An 18,764-nucleotide genomic window follows, 5' to 3' on the forward strand; every position below is an offset into this window, starting at 1 on the left:
AAGCAGCTCAAGTTAGCTGCTTTATGTTCAGGATGAACGGTATGTCATGATTACATGGATGTGAAAGAGTGACAATGTTCAGGGTGAACGGTATGTCATGATCACGTAGATGTGAAAGAGTGACGATGTTCAGGATATTATTTTGATAAATTACTTTATCGTCGACATGTACTGCACTAAAGCGTCAATATCACTATCTTCTAATTTAACAGCAACATTACGCATCATAGCATTCCTGTCATTATGACGAGCACCAGAACGAAAGTTGTCAAGCTGAGATTTCAAGTACATAGCATGTTGCCCAGCAAGCGCAGGAAAACCAGCTTGTGACATGCCTTTTCCATCGGCGCCATGACAAGCGATACAAGCAGTAATGCCGCGTTCAGCATCACCACCAAAATATAATGCTTTACCCACTTCGCTTGTTTCACCGCCAGCAGACTTTAACGTTTGAGCACCATAATATGCACCTAAATCAAGCATGTCTTCGTTGCTCAACGCCATACTCATACCGCCCATAATAGCGTTAGCACGACCCTTTTTACCACCCGAGGTCATTCCTTCTTTAAACTCAGCTAATTGTTTGGCTAGATAGCTGGCGCTTTGCCCTGCAAGACTTGGGTACATTGGTACCATGCTATTACCATCGACACCGTGGCATGCTGCACACATTGCCGATTTTGCTTTACCCGCTTCAATATTGCCTTGAGCAGCATGGGAGATATTTAGTACACCTGTTCCTAATAAAACCAAGCTTAATAGTATTCTTTTCATCGATGAACTCTCTGTATGTGGCTAATTAACTGCAACTACAAATGTATGAATAAGGTGTTAACCTAAGCATTGTAGTTTTAATATAAAGTAGTTTACACGAATTTTCTCATTGTTAAATGTTACAGGCATAAAAAAGCAGCTTATTAAGCTGCTTTTTTTCAATATTACCTTAGCACGACTTTATTTCAAAGAAGACATAAATTGCGCTAGTGCATCAATATCTTTTTGCTTCAAGCGTTTAGCTATGTTGCGCATCATACCATTACGGTCATTGTAACGTTCACCGGCTTTAAAACTGGTTAACTGAGCCGTTAAATATTCAACACTTTGGTTAGCAACCACTGGAAAACCGGCTTTTGCGATACCTTTACCAGAGACACCATGGCAAGCGATACAGGCGGTAATACCGCGTTCAGCATCACCACCAAAGTATAGTTTTCGCCCAAAAGCAGATTCCTTGCCATTACCTGGCGTAGGTTTTTGACTCGCAAAATAAGCACCTAGTTCAGCCATGTCTTGTTCAGAAAGCGCTGCAGCCATACCAGCCATAACCGCATTTTCTCGAGCACCTGATTTAAATTCTTTAAGTTGTTTTGCCGTGTACTCAGCATGTTGCCCCGCTAACTTAGGGTACATTGGCACGATACTGTTACCACCTACACCGTGACAAGCAGAACAAACCGCTGATTTTGCCTTACCCGCAATCGCTTCTTCAGTAATAACAGCAACCGTAGCAACACGTTTCGCTACAACATGAGCAACGGCTTTTGTATCAGCAAAATATGCCCCCATATCGGCGATATCTTCATCAGTCATTGCACCCGCAAATTGATTCATTGCATAATTAATACGAGTTTTGTCTTTAAAAGCATGTAACTGTGTTTCAATGTACTGCGCATGTTGGTTTGCTAAATTTGGGTTAATTAATACTTTACTATTACCCTCTTTACCATGACAACCAATACAGCTAGCAATGTTACGCGACGGGTCACCTAGTTCGTAAAGGCTTTTACCTGCGATCGCATTAGCAATATAAGCAACTGGGGCCACTTCGGCAACAGCAACAACTGAATTTGTTTCAGCGCCATCTGTTGAAGCGGTTGCACCACCTCTATCTAAACTTGAGAAATAAGCCGCTAAGTCGTCCATGTCTTGTTCAGATAAACCGGCAGACATCGACGCCATTGTAGCGTTAACACGTGCCCCACTTTTAAAAGCTTGTAGTTGAGTGGCAATATAATCAGCCTGTTGACCGGCTAAATTAGGATATGTTTCAACTATACTAATTCCATCAGCACCATGACAAGCTGCACACATAGCGGCTTTACTTTTACCTGCATCAGCGTTTCCGACTGCTGCGAATGCGACATTAATACTCGTTACGGCAAGAATTAACGAAAAAATAATTTTATTCATTGAATGGCTCTCTGCTCTGCTACTTTTATTAAGTATTCACTAAAAAACAAAAGGGTGGATATAAAAACTATTAATATTTTACACTAATATTGCCCCTGTGTAATAAGCACAGTAAAAATTAAGCTTAAAAAATGACACTTTTTACTGTTTCACGAGAAAAAAAAGATATAATGCTTTTTTTATTATCTATTGGACGCTATTTTGTCATCACCTGTTATTCATTTAAGTAAAGCCACTTTCACATTAAGTGCGCCGGATATTCGTCGCTTGCCTGAAGACAGCGGTATCGAAGTGGCCTTTGCCGGACGTTCAAACGCAGGTAAATCAAGCGCATTAAACACCTTAACAAATCAACGAGGTTTAGCTCGTGTCAGTAAAACTCCGGGTCGTACGCAGTTAATAAACATTTTTGAAGTCGCACCTAACAGACGCTTAGTTGATTTACCTGGGTATGGCTTCGCTAAAGTGCCGATTGAAATGAAAAAGAAATGGCAAAAGGCGTTAGGGGAATACCTAGAAAAACGTGATTGCTTAAAAGGTCTTGTTATTTTAATGGATATACGCCATCCATTAAAAGATTTGGATATGGATCTTATTCAATGGGCTGCTGACAGCGATTTGCCAATATTAGCGTTATTAACAAAATGCGATAAGCTTTCACAGGGCAAAAGAAGCTCGGAAGTGTTACAGGTAAAGAAAACGTTAGCACCATTAAATGCTGATATTACTGTACAAGCTTTTTCATCTTTAAAATATACCGGTTTAGAATCAGCAAACGACCTGATTTGTCAGTGGTTATCGGCTGATTTATCCACCGACGTCTCCGAAAACGAAGTATTATAATATCCCATTTAAAGCCAAGTGAGCTCATTGAAGTTAACTTGGCTTAACGTCTTCATTAAAATAAAAAACAACAAGACACATTCGTTTTTCAAACACTCGTCTACACCAACTAAACATGCAAATTGATGCCAGTATCGAACCATGGCAATATAATGCTTTAAATTTACTCTTTCAAAAAGGCTCGTCAATTAATGGCTACCATTGCTGAACTCATCGCAACAGAACTTAACGTTAAAACCGCTCAAATAACTTCAGCAATTAGTTTGCTTGATGATGGTGCAACTGTACCTTTTATTGCCCGTTACCGAAAAGAGGTTACCCAAGGGTTAGACGATAATCATCTGCGCCATATTGACCAGCGTTTAAGCTATTTACGTGAACTTGAAGACCGTCGAAAAGTTATTATTACCAGCATTACGCAACAAGATAAATTAACGCCATCATTAGAAAAAGAATTACAACAAGCTGACAACAAAACCCGTTTAGAAGATTTATATTTACCCTTCAAACCCAAACGTCGCACTAAAGGTCACATAGCGATAGAGGGCGGTTTAGAACCCCTTGCCAATAATCTTTATAACAACTGGACATTAACACCAGAAGTTGAAGCAAAGGCTTTTATCAATGATAATGCTGGGTTTAGCGATGAAAAATCAGTACTTGAGGGCGCAATTTACATCCTCATCGAACGTTTTGCTCAAGATGCCAATTTATTACAGAAATTGCGTAAACATTTATTAAAACAAGCGCATTTATCAAGCGTTGTTGCCAAAGGAAAACAGCAAGAAGGGGCAAAGTATCGCGACTATTTCGAGCACTCAGAATTATTAAAAAATGTTCCTTCACATCGCGCTTTGGCGATGCTTCGTGGTCGTAATGAAAAAATTCTACAACTCAGCATTAATGTAGACCCAACTCAAGAAGATAGTCATTACTCAAGTGCAGAACAAATTATTTGTGAACACTATAATTTGCGCTTAACCGGACAAGCTGCCGCTGAATTTATGACTAAGGTCGTTCGTTGGGCATGGAAAATCAAATTAAGCCTGAGTTTAGAGACAGAGTTGCTGGGTAACTTGCGTGAACAAGCAGAAACTGGCGCAATAAAAGTTTTTGCCACTAATCTAAGTGATTTGTTAATGGCCGCTCCAGCTGGCGCGAAAACAACCTTAGGTTTAGACCCCGGTATGCGCACAGGTTGTAAAATTGCGATTGTTGATGCGACAGGTAAGTTATTACAAACCGCTACTATTTTCCCCCATGCACCACAAAATCATTGGGAGAAGTCATTACGAACGTTAGTAAGTTTATGTCAGCAGCACAAAGTACAATTACTGGCCATTGGTAATGGTACCGGCTCGCGTGAAAGTGACAAACTTGCGGCAGAGGTTATTCAAGCTTTAGAAAAAAATAAACCACAAAAAGTGATGGTCAGTGAAGCAGGTGCTTCTGTGTATTCTGCCTCAGAATTTGCAGCGAAAGAGTTTCCTGATTTAGATGTTTCTATTCGTGGCGCTGTTTCTATCGCACGACGATTACAAGACCCCTTAGCTGAATTAGTAAAAATTGACCCTAAAGCGATTGGGGTTGGTCAATATCAACATGACGTTAGTCAAAGCCAACTCAGTAAAACCCTCGACAATGTTATAGAAGATTGTGTAAATAATGTTGGCGTTGATTTAAACAGTGCTTCAGCGGCATTGTTAACTCGAGTTTCCGGTTTAAATAAAACCATGGCTGATAACGTAGTGGCCTACCGAGACGAGCATGGTCGCTTTAATGATCGAAAAGAACTCAAAAAAGTCGCGCGTTTGGGGCCGAAAGCCTTTGAACAAGCGGCAGGTTTTTTACGTATTGCGGGGGGTAAAAACCCACTCGACAATTCAGGGGTTCACCCTGAAAGCTATCCCGTGATTGAAAAAATCATCGCTCAACTTAAGAGTAATATTACTGATTTAATAGGCAACAGTGAGCAATTAAATCAAATTAATATCACAGATCTCAAAGATATCAATATTGGTGAGTTAACGTTTAAAGATATTGTTAGTGAACTAGAAAAACCCGGCCGTGACCCTCGCCCTGAGTTTAAAGCAGCACAATTTAAGGAAGGGGTGAATACGATTAACGACTTAACTGTCGGTATGATACTCGAAGGCGTGATTTCAAACGTTGCCAACTTTGGTGCTTTTGTCGATTTAGGTGTTCATCAAGATGGCTTAGTACATATCTCCTCACTCACTGATAAGTTTGTTAGCGACCCACGTGAAGTGGTTAAAGCAGGCGATATTGTTAAGGTAAAAGTGATGGAGGTTGATGCGGCAAGAAAACGTATTAGCTTATCAATGCGTTTAGATGAAACAGTTACCTCGAAGTCAGAGCAAAAAACTTCTGCCAATAAGCCTCATGACCGTTCACAGAATACCGTTGCAAAAAATACCAAACCCAATCAGCAACGAAGTGCAAAACCACAACCGAAGACGAATGACAATGCGGCAATGGGTAATGCCTTTGCCGATGCTTTTGCTAAGTTAAAAAAGTAAAAACAGTCTTGGCACTACGACATTGACTACATCGACGTAGGTACTAATGATTTATCTGAAAAAAAATCATCACCGTTGACGTGCAAGGATGCACTAATGCCTTGAAATACAGGATATCTGAGAAAGGCCATCCTGAACATTCGTCGCTACTTGCCATCCATGGCACCACGACATACCGTTCATCCTGAACATAAAAAAGGGGAAGCAAAAGCTTCCCCAAACAACCTCAGAATAGGAGGTCAACTAACGCAAGAACGTGTGAATTTCTTTTGTCTGTATGTCGATTTATGACCTATAAAACATATTTTGCTGAAAATTGTAGGTAATCGGAGTCAACATTTTTATCTTCCATTTCAAAGTTACCCACTTCAACACCAAATGATAATTGCTTGGTCACATTTTTGAATAAATTTACGCCCCAATGGGTACGGTCATAATCAGCGACATCTGTGGTTGTATTGCCATAAAATGCTGTGCTTCGTAACCCTTCAGACCAAAAGTGACGATAGGCAACACTAATTGACGTTGTTTCTTCAACTTCTTCACCAATTAAATCTTTTGAAGCCGTAACACCGACATAACGACCAACTTCACCACCATGAAATTGGAAGCGAAAATCATCTTTGCCAAAGGTATTTATACGGCCAGAAATACCATAGCCCAATGCTGACTCTTCGTTACCACCAACGGTTTGTAATTGCTTAGCTACTGCAGCAATAGCCACGTTACCCCAATCACCTTTGAAATTATAACGACCAATAATATCCGGCATTGAGTCGTTACCACTTACACCACCGTATGATTCTGGATTTTCAACAGAAACTTGAAAATTACCCATGGTGTAACGTACTTGTCCCTGACGAATAAATGCTGCTGCTACTAATGGTCCACCAAAATCAGCCGCTTCAGCGAGCGCGCTGGTATTGACAAAAGTTGACCATGTTTCACCAATTAATAGATTTTTGTATTTAATAAAAGCGTGACGAATACGTGGGTTTGATGAATTAGAAATAATTTCGTTGCCCCCCCCTCTAACCGCCTCGCCATAGAAATCCATTTCAATAAAACCGGTTAAATCACCATGTTGATATTTGGTATTAATACGCGATTCATTAACCGCAATACCAAAGTTCGAAATACTTTCGGTTAAGGCAGTACCACTACCATACCAATAATCTGTTGCTGCAACGGTGCCATCGGTGTAGCGTGCATCAGCTTTTATATAACCACCGAAAGTAATGGTATCGTTATTGTCTAATTTAATTTCGTAAGCCGCATTTGCACTGCCCGCCAACGCTAATAATCCTGTTGCTAATAGAAGCTTTTTCTTATTGAACATTTTGCTATCCCCGTTTATTGTGTATTAGCCTAGGAAAACTGCAGATACGATCCGTTGGCTACTTTTTATCGTTTTATTATTATTTTATTTTCATAACTTAAAACGTTAATGGGTATTTAGAAATTAGACATAAGTCTAAAGCGGATGTTTTTTATTGCTAATTTTGATTAATTCACCTTATAAAGTCGTATATTTAACGATAATCACACTCGAAACCATAAGGAAATGTTAGGCTGGCAATAGCATTACTTGTATTATTATCAGGTGAATAACTCATAATGAAAAAAGGTAAATTTAGATGAGAAAATCTCTTATTCTTGCCAGTGGCGTTGCGCTTATCTCTGCTCTGACGCCAACCGTTTTGTCAGCAAAACAGCTCAGCGTTAACGACTACAAAAAGGCAGAACAGCAACTAGCAAGCCATACCAGTAAGTTAGTAACCGGTACTGTTGATTATCCTTTATGGTCAGACAATGGTACGTTGGTTTACCGCAGTCATACAAAAGACGGTGACCAGTTTTTTAAAGTTAATACTAACAGCCAAAAAAAATCGCTTGCTTTCGATCATAAAAAGCTAGCTGACTCACTGGCCCGTGTTACAGAAACCGAAATAAATCACGATGAACTCCCTTTTTATCAAGTAGAATTCACCTCAGCAAGCAACATTAAACTCTCAGTAAAAGCGAAAAGTTACCAGTGTGATTTAGAGACTTACTTATGTAATCTTGATGAATTAGCACAAAAAAGTGATGAGAATGTATCGCCTGACGGCAAACAAGCGGTATTTATTCGTGCACATAATTTATGGTTGCGTGACTTAACAACAGATAAAGAAAGCCAGCTAACCACAGACGGCGTTAAAGATTTTGGTTACGCGACCAATAACGCAGGTTGGGTGCGTCGTGACTCACCCGTAGTGACTTGGGCACCTAATTCAAAAAAATTAACTACCTTTAAGCATGATGGTCGTAAAGTTGGCGACATGGGCATTGTTTCAACCGCTGTGGGTCATCCTGACATTGACGTATGGAAATACCCGCTCCCGGGTGACGAACATATTTTTGCTATTCATCGAGTCGTTATCGACATTGAGACTCAAAAAGTGACACCACTTGATATGGAACCCGATGCTCATCGCTCAACAATTACTGACCATGTCGCAGGACGTAATGGCGAGTTATTAGATATAGATTGGGCTGATGACAGCAACACGTTTGCTTTTGTTTCTTCAACGCGCGATCACAAAACTGCCACGTTAAAAATTGCTGATGCTAATACGGGTAAAATAAAAGTTGTTATGTCTGAAACGCAAAATAGCTTTTTTGAGTCAGGTGTTGACGGTATTAGTTGGAAATACCTAGAGAAAAGCAATGAAGCCATTTGGTTTTCACAGCGAAGTAATTGGGGACATTTATACCTTGTTGATTTAGCGACAGGTAAAATTAAACAACCGATTACCCAAGGCGATTGGACCGTTATTGAATTACTGCATGTTGACCAAAACACAGGTAAGCTAATTTTCACTGGCGCAGGTAAAGAAGGTGGCGATCCCTATTACCATTACCTCTATAGCGTAAACAAAGATGGTTCTGATTTAACCTTATTAACACCAGAGAAAAAACATCACCGTATTACGTTAAACAAAGCAGGAACACACTTCTTAGATCGCACCGCGACACCAACAATTGCTGAAACGAGTAGGGTTCGCGCAATTGATAATAAAAAAGAATTCACCATTGAAACTATGGATATCAGTAAGTTAAAAGATTCTGGTTGGAAAGCTCCCGTTGAATTTATTGTAAAAGACAGAAACGGTGAAAATGACATTTACGGTTTACTGTACAAACCAACAAATTTTGACGCGAGTAAGTCTTACCCTGTCGTTAACTATTTATATCCGGGTCCACAGGTAGGAAGTATCCGAGGTCGTCATTTCCGCAGTTCTCGTGGAGACAATCAATCAATTGCTGAATTAGGCTTTATTGTGATTGAAATTGACGCGTTAGGCACGCCGAGTCGCTCGAAAGCGTTTCATGACTTTTATTACGGCAACATGGGTGACAGTGGTATTCCTGATCAAGTGTCAGCTATTCAGCAGTTAGCTAAAAAACATAGCTGGATTGATGCAACGCGCGTGGGTATTTGGGGGCATTCAGGTGGTGGTTTTGCATCAACTCGTGCTTTATTAACTTTCCCAGATTTCTACAAAGTGGCGGTATCACAAGCCGGTAATCATGATAACCGTAACTATGCTGACGAATGGGGCGAGAAATACCATGGTCTTGAAGTAAAAAATGAAGATGGCACCAGCAACTACGATAGCCAAGCAAACCAGTTATCGGTTGAAAGCTTAAAGGGCAAGTTATTGATTGCTCACGGCACAACCGATACTAATGTTCCGCCTTACAATACCTTGATTGTGGTTGAAGCTTTGATCAAGGCTAACAAAGATTTCGATATGTTAATGCTGCCAAACCGTGGTCACGGTTTTGCGCGCGAACCTTATATGATGCGTAAACGTTGGGATTATTTCGTAGAACACTTAATGGGTGCAACGCCACCAAAAGAATTTGTTTTCTCTAAAAAATAAAAAAAGTTCGTAAATAATTCTTAAAAAAGACGTTTCAAGCGTCTTTTTTTTATTGCTTCGAAATATATTTATAATCATTTGCTTGTTCACGTTTGCATGAGCTAGATCAAGGAAATTAGCTAACATTTGCATAAAATGAAGTTATGGCCGTTAACATAAAAAGGAAAATGATATGAAAAATCAAGAAATACTCGCCTCTTTAACGGAGAAAAAATCTCAGTTGGAACATCGTATTAGTGCTATCGAAGCCGACTTTCACAAAGGCCGCTCGCCAGACTTTGCTGAACAAGCTACCGAAACAGAAAATGATGAAGTACTCGATAAAATTCATCACGAAGCGAAAGCTGAATTAAAGCATGTTATTGCCGCGTTAGATCGTTTAAAAAATGATAAATATGGTTTTTGTGCCAGCTGTGATACCGCGATTAACACGAAAAGGTTACACGTTTTACCTTACACAATCACTTGTATCAACTGCGCACAATAAGGAAGAAAAATGATAATAGAAAAACATGATTTACACCATGAATTCCCAGAGTTTACGGATGAAATACATAACCTTAAAATGAATGACGCACATTTTGATCGCTTATTCAAAGCCTACCATGAGCTAAATCAAGAGGTACGCCATATAGAACAAGGTGTTGAAAATACTTCTGACGAATATCTAGACCAACAAAAAAAGCAGCGCTTACATTTAAAAGATGAATTATTTGCAATCATCAAAAAAGAAAAAACCAGCACCTAACGAATAACACTAGACAAAGTTTAAAATCTATTTATTGTAGTTAATGCCTCTGGGTGCTTTTATTTTTCAAAAATAAACACCACGAGGCCTCTAACAACAAAAAAATAGGTGGTTTCATGGCTAGACTAAAACAGGCAAAAGTAGCATTACAAGAGTCATACGATTGTTTTAACCAAGCAGTAGAAAAGCAACTCCCCGCATTAGCACTGTCAAATACCGACTCTATTAAAAATTTACTCGATATCGTTATTCGCCGTGAATCGCTTTCTGTCGCTAAGAAAAGTAGCTTCCCTAATAAGCTTTCTGCCGATTTACGAAAAAAATTAGCTGACGTATTATTACTCATCGATAAAGTTGATATTGAAATAATCAAAGCGAATGCTAAATCGCCCTCAATCGATAAAGCATAAGCGGACACAAAATCTCATTTCAAATAAAAATAGGTCCATTTACACAGTGGTATTTTTTCAAATTTAATTTTTCGCTTAAAAATACCACTGCCACTTTGCACGAATGACTTACGCATCATTTTAACCAGCAAACTCAACAACAATTACAGCAATAAATCGTTGAGTTTAAGTGTACTATTAGGCATATTGCTCACTTGTACCATTAATAACTCAGCCGTTGCTATTGCGTCATTTAAAGCATTATGAGCAAAATGATTAGGCAAGCCATGCTGATAACGTAAAGCTGACAATCTTAAGTCTGAAGGGTCGTAAGCGACATCTTTTTTATCTAATTGCCGTTTCGCTATCATTAAGGTGTCTATCATAGGAAAAACCGGCGCTACGCCATAAAGTTCAAGGCATGCTTGTTGCAAAAACTGCCTTTCAATTCGTGCAAAATGCACTAACATCACTTTTCCAGCTAATGCGTTGAGCAACACTTCAACTACTTCTTTTAATGGCGCACCTTGTTCTTTTTGCTGATCGGTTATCTGATGAATAATCACGTTATCTGCTGAAAGCTCATCTTTGGTCTTTATTATTTGGTGATAACTGTCTTTTAACGATATCTGCTGCTGTTTTATCCCGATAAAGCCCACACTTAGTAATTTATCATTAATGGCGTGAAGGCCTGTGGTTTCAAAATCAACTGACAAGATATCAATATCACTTAAAGGTGTATTGGGGTCAGGAAATTCTATTGAAAGAAAGTCTTTTAATGCTCCTTTGGGGGCACGTGCCCAAGCACGTTTACGCTGCGCTTCATAGCCGAGTAACCTATAAAAAAAGGGGTGATTGCTGATCATACTTATACCCTTCTCTTTAAGACGTTGACTGACGACTGTCTTGCAATGCTTTAATAACTTTAAAAGCATCTTTTAAATGCTCACGTTCGAGTTTAGATAATTTCTTAGGAGACAAATAATTATTAGCCTCTTTGTTTACTTGCAATAAATTAGCTTGGTGCTCTAAACGTAAAATCCCCAAAAATTCATAAGCATCAATTAAATTAGCGGCTGACTCTCTAGAGATAGAAGGAGTTCCCGCTGCTTTTTGTAAGCGTTCAATGGTATTTACTGATGCAATGCCTTCGGCCAACGCGTAAATTCTTGCTAGATCAACAATCGGCGCAATACCGTTATGTTTAATGTCTAAGCTTGATTTATGGTCGCCATCCGAAATAAGAACAAAATCACGAAAAAAGCCCAGTGGAGGTCTTAACATCAAAGCATTTCTTGACATGTGTGCGAGAAACAAACTATTGCCACTCGTTTTTTTCAATAGCTTAACGCGTACGTCATTAAGCAAAGATTCATCACCGTGTACTGTTGTTAAATCAAAAAAAACACACCCGTTTAGCAACGCTTGTGGACGTGGCGTATTTACCCATTGTTCAAAGTATTTGTGCCATTTTTTTTGAGGCTGTCGCCATTTAGGGTTAGTTGCCATAATATCGCCAGGACATAACACAAAACCACACGCGGCAAGACCATCACAAACAAAAGAGGCTAAATTTTCAAACCATGCCTCATGTTCAGGCCTTAAATCGTCAGAAATAATCAAGGCATTATCTTGATCAGAATGAGCAAGTTGCTCTTGTCTCCCTTGAGAGCCACAGGCTAACCACGCATAAGGCACGGGCGCTTTACCATTGATTTTTTCTGACATTTCAATAATTCGAATGGTAAATGCCATAGTTATCGCGCTAATGCTTTTACCAACATGATCAGCACTTGTACCAAGTTTAGCCATACGGATCTGTAATTTTGGCAACAACTTACTAATACGAATCAAATCATTAATAGTACCCGCTTTACGGATAATGCTGGTGATATTCACAGCATTATGACCTTCATTATTCATTAAGTCAGTGATAGTAACCATTGCCACTAATTCACCGTATTCTCCAGATTGGCTAAAACCAGTAATGGGTAAATGGTGAATGCGCTTACTGGTCATCAACATGAGCGCGTCATAGGCGCTACTTTGCTCGGGTAACGTTGCCATATCTATTGTCATGATTTCACTTACGGGGCGAGTAAAAGGTAAACCTTCCGCTACGCACCGTCGACGAATATCTTTGTCAGTAACTATGCCAACAGGTACACTTGCTGTATCTTTTTCAGGATTAATCACCACTAAACAAGAAACATCTTTTGCTGTCATTTCTATCGCCGCTTGTTGAATACTTTGTTCGCTATTAATGGTTAATACTGGCTTATGATAAAATTGGCTAATCGGGTTATTAATCAACGAAGAATTGATAATCGCCTCTTCATTTACCTTACTCATTTTGCCTTTTAAACGCTCTGCGGCTGTTTGCATAAAAAAGGCGTCTATTTGCGGATAATCAGTCACTAAAGATAACAATTTTTGATAGTTAAGACTGTACAGTAAAGTGTCTTCTTCTGTGTTTACATTCACTTCATTACGTTGCGCGGGGCGACAAAATACACTGCAAATTTCCCCTTCAGTATATTTCCCGACTAACTGGCCATTATGATCGGTATAAACCAATGCGCCTTTGCGTAATATATAAAGACGCGCCTCTTCAATACCTTTGGGTGGCAAGGGCTGTTTAGCCCTTACGTAACAAATATTAATTTCTTTGACCAGCTGTAAGGTCACCGTTGCTGGTAAGGTGTCGAAGGGTGGAATAGCTTGAATAAAAGCACTAATTTCGGCGAGTTCACTGTCCATATTGTTGCTGCCTTTAACGAAGAAAAACTTAGTAGATAGCTATTTTTAGTGCATTTAACCCTCTCGCGTCAACCATAAAACACAAGATCTAGACTAAAGTGTAATACCTCAACGCTAAAAACCTTGTTAGTGTCAATACTAGTTAAATTTCACTATGAATTTTGATCTGGGTTTTATCATTGGTCCGAATTAATAGTAAATCTAACGACTACCTTAATTGGTAAAACAGGTGATAAATCAAGCGTAAAAAAATAATAAACGCTTTACATAATAACTGGGTTAAACCCAGATAAGTTAAGTTGCTAGGAGAGGATAATGGAAGAGAAACAGTCATATTGGTCAGAAAATCTGCGCCTAATATTTATATGTCTTGTTATCTGGTTCGTGGTTTCATTTGGGTTCGGCTTGCTATTAGTTGAACCTTTAAATGAAATTCGTCTCGGTGGGTACAAACTTGGTTTCTGGTTTGCACAACAAGGTTCAATTTACACATTTGTCGGATTAGTTTTTTGGTATACCAAAAAAATGAACGATCTTGATAAAAAATATAACGTCGAGGAATCATAATGGATGAGTTAAAACTCTATACATACATTGCGGTATTCGGTTCTTTTGCCCTTTACTTTGCTATTGCCTGGTGGGCACGTGCAGGTTCAACCAGTGACTTTTATGTTGCCGGTGGTGGCGTTACACCCTTGCAAAATGGTATGGCGATTGGTGCCGATTGGATGAGTGCTGCGTCATTTATTTCAATGGCGGGCATGATTTCTTTCCTAGGTTACGGTGGCTCAGTTTTCTTAATGGGCTGGACTGGTGGTTATGTACTTCTGGCCATGTTACTTGCACCTTACATGCGAAAACACGGTAAATTTACCGTACCTGAATTCATTTTTGACCGTTACTACTCAAAAACCGCACGTGTTGTTGCCGTTGTTTGTTTAATCATCGCGTCTTTAACTTACATCATCGGTCAAATGAAAGGTGTTGGTGTTGCTTTCTCTCGCTTCTTAGAAGTTGAGTATGATAATGGTCTTTACATCGGTATGTTTGTTGTTTGGGTTTATGCCGTACTCGGTGGTATGAAAGGTATTACTTACACGCAAATCGCTCAGTACATAGTATTAATTTTTGCTTATACAATTCCAGCAGTCTTCATATCACTTCAGTTAACAGGTAACCCTATTCCACAGTTAGGTTTAGGCTCTACATTAGCCGACGGTAGTGGTGTTTACTTACTCGATAAGTTAGATCTTGTAGTGACTGAACTCGGCTTTAAAGAGTACACCACTGACAACATGGGTGGCACAGTAAATATGTTCGCTTATACCTTGTCACTGATGATAGGTACTGCAGGTTTGCCTCACGTTATTATGCGCTTTTTCACGGTACCATCAGTAAAAGCGGCACGTCAGTCAGCAGGCTATGCGTTAGTTTTCATCGCATTGTTGTACACAGTTGCTCCTGCAGTTGGCGCAATGGCGCGTTTAAACCTAATGAATACTATAGAACCAGTAGCGGGTCAAAATTTAGATTATGCTGAGCGTCCTCAGTGGTTTAAAGATTGGGAAAAAACTGGCCTATTAAAGTATGAAGAAAAAAATGGCGATGGTAAAATTCAGTACACTGCAGATAAAGCGACCAATGAAATGGTTAAAGTTGACCGCGACATTATGGTATTGGCTAATCCTGCAATCGCTAACTTACCAAACTGGGTCATTGCTTTAGTTGCCGCAGGTGGTTTAGCTGCCGCATTATCTACCGCAGCTGGCTTATTACTAGCGATATCGTCCTCTATTTCTCATGATTTAATGAAAGGTATACTAACACCTGACTTATCAGAGAAAAATGAGCTACTGGCCGGTCGTGTGGTGATGACAATATCAGTACTCGTTGCTGGCTGGCTGGGTTTAAATCCGCCTGGCTTTGCCGCAGGAACGGTGGCGCTAGCCTTTGGTTTAGCCGCATCGTCAATATTCCCAGCGTTAATGATGGGGATATTCGCTAAAAAAATGAGCGGTAAAGCAGCGGTTGCTGGTATGATTTCAGGTATCGGTGTCACTATGTTGTACGTATTCCAACATAAAGGCATTATGTTTATTCCTGGCACTTCATTCCTTGGTGATATGGGTCCAAACTGGTTCTTCGGAATTTCACCCAATGCTTTTGGTTCAGTAGGGGCCGTTGTTAACTTTGCAGTAGCTTTCGCTATGTTAAAAGTAACAGGTCCAGCGCCCGCTCATATTCAACAAATGGTTGAAAACTTCCGTACGCCACATGGTGGTGTTTCAGAAGCACATGATCACTAATTAGTCTAACAACGACTTATTGATTGATTAAACTAAAGCCCTATTTAACGTTTATAAATAGGGCTGTTTATTTTCTAATTACGATATACTCAATCAATCTAATCTGCCAAAGCAGACATAATTCTTACCTTCGAACTGGCTAAGTAGCCGTCATCCTAAATTTATTTCAGGATCTCGATTTAAGATACTAAAATAAATTCAGCATGACGAAGTAACATACACTCATAGGAAATTTTATGAACAAACACACCAAAACAGCTATTATTGTTGCCCCTATTCTGACTATTTTAGGTTTTGCATTAGCTGATTTATGGGAAGAAAATAGCGCGAGCCAAGCGCGAGCCTTTGAATTAGTACCGTTTGGGCATTGCGATGTGAGTAATCAAAAATGTATATTAAAAACTGGAGAATTTGAAGTTAATGTCATGGATGAGAAAGGAATAACAACGGTAAACTCTACATTTCCTATCGACACCGCGACTTTATTCCTGGTCGATAAAGCCAACCAAGCGACCCCTTTTCAGCTGGGAATGAAAGACTCTCCTTATTACTGGAAGCGCGAAACACCTCTCGGCAGTTTGATTGCCAATAAAGGCGAAAGCTACAAATTACGCTTAATCATTGAGATTAAGGGGGGTAAATATTTTTCTGAGTTTTATACCCAAACAATTAATTAAACCTCAAACATAGACAGCCTTCGTTCATTCAGTACGTGTGACGACACTTATTGTTTGATATTACCTCTCATTAATGCAGCATTGCTGACTATTTATTGGCTTCATATTATCCTTTTAAATAGTCCGACAAGCCACCACTGTGGTCATTCATAACTTATCAGTTAACGCTAACAAAGTGTGCTAAACGTAAGCTACCAGTGACTAACTCAAGACTTCAGCTCATGCAAAAAGCTAACAGTAACTTTTGCAAATTCAGGAGCATATTTAGGGGTATACCAACCGAATTTTACTGCTCGTTTGTGAGGCAAGTTTAAGCTCATTGCGGGCGGTGCTATTTCATATATTAACGCTAACTAATGCCACTCTCCTGACCTAAATTAGTCCTCAAAATTAGGCAGGTTTATGTCAACAAAGATACGAAACCGGACATTAACACCAATGGGTTTTCGAGCTATTTTTAGTGTTTATTAGACGTTGAGCTACCTTCATCTTGATAGACAACAAAGCCACCATTGCCGACACTCGACATGAATGTTTTATTGGTATAAAAAGAAAAACTATACTCAAGTAGTGCTAATTAATTAGTGGTAATCGCTAGAAGTCTTTATTAATCAGAATTAACAAAGGATTAAGTATCCTATGATAGTGATTTTCCGTTATAAAAATGAGATTTATTATTATAGATGATGATAAATGAACTGGTAAATACTGACCTATTGAATGAATCGTTTAGTTGGTTATGTAAACAACGAAAACACTTTCCCGATAACAGTGATGTATGGGATGTACGTTTTCATTGGAATAAAATTAAGCCAGAACTTATTGATGAATTAATATCAAATACCTTCAATTTTCAACCTTTACAAAAGGTAACTAAATCTTCAGGTGAAGTTATTCACTTATATGCATCAATCGATAGTGTGGTGTTGAAGTTGTTATCACTGGTATTACAACGTCATTTACCATCATCTAAGCTGTGTACACATTTAAAAGGGCATGGTGGTAGCAAACACACCGTTACAGAGATACAACATGATTTACACAACAATACGTTTGTATTTCGAACCGATGTTAAATCGTATTACGAATCGATAAACCACGAGATATTGTTAGATAAGCTATCGGTTTACATCAGAGATAAAATGGTGATGAATTTATTATCACAATACTTAAAACGAAGTGTTGAATCAGGTGGTTTATTTAAGGATATAAAACAAGGTATATCATCGGGTTGTCCGTTAAGTCCCTTGATATCGAGTTTCTACCTTTATGAGTTAGATAAAGAAATGGAAGATAAACCCGTTTTCTATCGACGTTATATGGATGATATTATCGTATTATCACCATCAAGGTGGAAATTACGTAAAGCGATAAAAACGGTTAATCACCATTTTGAAAAACTAAAGTTAAAACAACATCCTGATAAAACCACGATTGGTAGAATTACTGATGGGTTTGACTTTTTAGGTTATCAGTTTGGACAAGAAAAAATAACAGTATCAAAACGAACACTACAAAATCACAATCGTCGAATATCGCAGCTTTATGAGCAAAAAAAGCATCTACCAAACTGGAAGATGCTTCTTGATGATTATCGACAACATTGGGTTACATGGGTTTATTCAGGCATACCGTCGTCGATAATCGATTTTGATTGTGAAACTAATTTTTTAAGATTGTTTCTTAAATCGACGAGATACTAAACCAATCATTCCTAATGCAAAAATAGCAAGTGTGGAAGGTTCAGGGACGTCTAAATACTCTTTCGTAGATGCCTCGCCCCATGTCCATGTCACGCGGGATGACCTTTCTCGTTAGTCCCGTCTCTATAGTACAAATGCACTTGTCCTGCCGCCCCAGGTGTGCTCGTATCGAATTGTCCTGCGATCGCATCATCCATTTGCCAGAAGTGAAGGGCCGCTGCCGAGGCTCGTTGGTACGTATATTGTGCCGGACCAGCGTTTCTATCATAAAATGACCCGTTGGCGTCTAACAATGCAGTGGTATCGAACATCATAATAAAATTCAAAGACGCATTGGATAAAAAATTGAAACCAGACGCGTTCAAACTATTCACACAATCGACACCGGGCGAACTTACGTGCGTCGTTAAGCAAATCGACTGTGTTTCGTTAGCTAAGAAGTGGGTGGAGGCATCATCATATATGGCGGTGAACTGGAAAACATCATCAACACTTACGCTCGAATAGTTACCCAACACCCCTGTGATTGTTAGATCAACATTGGTGACCATAAGACCGGCATTTGCTAAATTACATTACAGTAGTAATAAAACAGCAGCACAAGTCTTTGTGGATTTATATTTCATATGTATTCCTTTTTCATACCTTTCCATATATTTGGATGGTTATTGATAAAATA

17 protein-coding genes are annotated in these 18,764 nt (G+C 39.1%); 10 read left to right on the plus strand and 7 right to left on the minus strand.

The genetic code is table 11. The annotated features are described in order from the left end of the window. Nucleotides 1–150: 150 nt before the first annotated feature. On the minus strand, nucleotides 151–774 hold the full coding sequence (locus H4J52_RS07720; protein WP_182182284.1) for a cytochrome c: 624 nt from the start codon (nucleotides 772–774) through the stop codon (nucleotides 151–153). 180 nt (nucleotides 775–954) lie between these two features. After that, nucleotides 955–2,190, minus strand: a complete 1,236-nt coding sequence (locus H4J52_RS07725; RefSeq protein WP_182182285.1) for a cytochrome c — start codon at nucleotides 2,188–2,190, stop codon at nucleotides 955–957. 201 nt (nucleotides 2,191–2,391) lie between these two features. On the opposite strand from H4J52_RS07725, the gene yihA reads away from it, so the two are divergent. Both yihA and H4J52_RS07735 read left to right on the plus strand, forming a co-directional pair. Beyond that, nucleotides 2,392–3,033, plus strand: coding sequence for a ribosome biogenesis GTP-binding protein YihA/YsxC (yihA, locus tag H4J52_RS07730; protein WP_182224467.1), 642 nt, complete (start codon nucleotides 2,392–2,394; stop codon nucleotides 3,031–3,033). A 191-nt stretch (nucleotides 3,034–3,224) separates the two neighbouring features. Beyond that, a complete protein-coding gene (locus H4J52_RS07735; RefSeq protein WP_182182287.1) occupies nucleotides 3,225–5,573 on the plus strand; it encodes a Tex family protein in 2,349 nt (782 codons plus the stop codon). A gap of 292 nt (nucleotides 5,574–5,865) precedes the next feature. Here H4J52_RS07735 and H4J52_RS07740 read toward each other — a convergent pair whose 3' ends face one another. Next, nucleotides 5,866–6,912: a DcaP family trimeric outer membrane transporter gene (locus H4J52_RS07740; RefSeq protein WP_182182288.1), complete on the minus strand. Its 1,047-nt coding sequence runs from the start codon at nucleotides 6,910–6,912 to the stop codon at nucleotides 5,866–5,868. Nucleotides 6,913–7,210: 298 nt separating this feature from the next. Here H4J52_RS07740 and H4J52_RS07745 point away from each other — a divergent pair, with 298 nt between their 5' ends. The 4 genes from H4J52_RS07745 (at nucleotide 7,211) to H4J52_RS07760 (ending at nucleotide 10,660) form a co-directional block, all read left to right on the plus strand. After that, a complete protein-coding gene (locus H4J52_RS07745) occupies nucleotides 7,211–9,502 on the plus strand; it encodes a DPP IV N-terminal domain-containing protein (RefSeq protein WP_182224468.1) in 2,292 nt (763 codons plus the stop codon). A 172-nt stretch (nucleotides 9,503–9,674) separates the two neighbouring features. Beyond that, complete coding sequence (locus H4J52_RS07750; RefSeq protein ID WP_182182290.1) at nucleotides 9,675–9,989, plus strand: TraR/DksA C4-type zinc finger protein; 315 nt, start codon at nucleotides 9,675–9,677, stop codon at nucleotides 9,987–9,989. A 9-nt stretch (nucleotides 9,990–9,998) separates the two neighbouring features. Then, the gene (locus H4J52_RS07755; protein WP_182182291.1) at nucleotides 9,999–10,250 is read left to right on the plus strand and encodes a YdcH family protein; all 252 of its coding nucleotides are present in this window, start codon (nucleotides 9,999–10,001) and stop codon (nucleotides 10,248–10,250) included. A 116-nt stretch (nucleotides 10,251–10,366) separates the two neighbouring features. Further along, nucleotides 10,367–10,660 (plus strand): hypothetical protein, encoded by a 294-nt coding sequence (locus H4J52_RS07760; protein WP_182182292.1) that lies wholly within the window; start codon nucleotides 10,367–10,369, stop codon nucleotides 10,658–10,660. Nucleotides 10,661–10,803: 143 nt separating this feature from the next. Here H4J52_RS07760 and H4J52_RS07765 read toward each other — a convergent pair whose 3' ends face one another. Together H4J52_RS07765 and H4J52_RS07770 are read right to left on the minus strand one after the other, a co-directional pair. Continuing rightward, complete coding sequence (locus H4J52_RS07765) at nucleotides 10,804–11,505, minus strand: exonuclease domain-containing protein (protein WP_182182293.1); 702 nt, start codon at nucleotides 11,503–11,505, stop codon at nucleotides 10,804–10,806. 16 nt (nucleotides 11,506–11,521) lie between these two features. Next, nucleotides 11,522–13,399: a putative nucleotidyltransferase substrate binding domain-containing protein gene (locus H4J52_RS07770; RefSeq protein WP_182182294.1), complete on the minus strand. Its 1,878-nt coding sequence runs from the start codon at nucleotides 13,397–13,399 to the stop codon at nucleotides 11,522–11,524. A gap of 315 nt (nucleotides 13,400–13,714) precedes the next feature. On the opposite strand from H4J52_RS07770, the gene H4J52_RS07775 reads away from it, so the two are divergent. The 4 genes from H4J52_RS07775 (at nucleotide 13,715) to H4J52_RS07790 (ending at nucleotide 18,085) form a co-directional block, all read left to right on the plus strand. Then, entirely contained in the window at nucleotides 13,715–13,966 is a 252-nt protein-coding gene (locus H4J52_RS07775) for a DUF4212 domain-containing protein (RefSeq protein WP_182182295.1), read from the plus strand. Next, complete coding sequence (locus tag H4J52_RS07780; RefSeq protein WP_182224469.1) at nucleotides 13,966–15,705, plus strand: sodium:solute symporter family protein; 1,740 nt, start codon at nucleotides 13,966–13,968, stop codon at nucleotides 15,703–15,705. Before H4J52_RS07775 ends, H4J52_RS07780 begins: the two co-directional genes overlap by 1 nt. A 236-nt stretch (nucleotides 15,706–15,941) precedes the next feature. Next, on the plus strand, nucleotides 15,942–16,382 hold the full coding sequence (locus H4J52_RS07785) for a hypothetical protein (RefSeq protein ID WP_182182297.1): 441 nt from the start codon (nucleotides 15,942–15,944) through the stop codon (nucleotides 16,380–16,382). 683 nt (nucleotides 16,383–17,065) lie between these two features. Further along, entirely contained in the window at nucleotides 17,066–18,085 is a 1,020-nt protein-coding gene (locus H4J52_RS07790) for a reverse transcriptase/maturase family protein (RefSeq protein ID WP_259367837.1), read from the plus strand. On the opposite strand, the gene H4J52_RS20260 is transcribed toward H4J52_RS07790, so the two are convergent. Beyond that, nucleotides 18,053–18,178 (minus strand): PEP-CTERM sorting domain-containing protein, encoded by a 126-nt coding sequence (locus H4J52_RS20260; protein WP_310649977.1) that lies wholly within the window; start codon nucleotides 18,176–18,178, stop codon nucleotides 18,053–18,055. The genes H4J52_RS07790 and H4J52_RS20260 overlap by 33 nt on opposite strands. Next, complete coding sequence (locus tag H4J52_RS07800) at nucleotides 18,175–18,636, minus strand: hypothetical protein (protein ID WP_182224526.1); 462 nt, start codon at nucleotides 18,634–18,636, stop codon at nucleotides 18,175–18,177. The genes H4J52_RS20260 and H4J52_RS07800 overlap by 4 nt, the downstream gene beginning before the upstream one ends. Nucleotides 18,637–18,764 lie beyond the last annotated feature (128 nt).

The sequence above is a fragment of the Colwellia sp. MB02u-14 genome, assembly GCF_014076915.1.
Taxonomy (GTDB): Bacteria; Pseudomonadota; Gammaproteobacteria; order Enterobacterales; family Alteromonadaceae; genus Colwellia_A.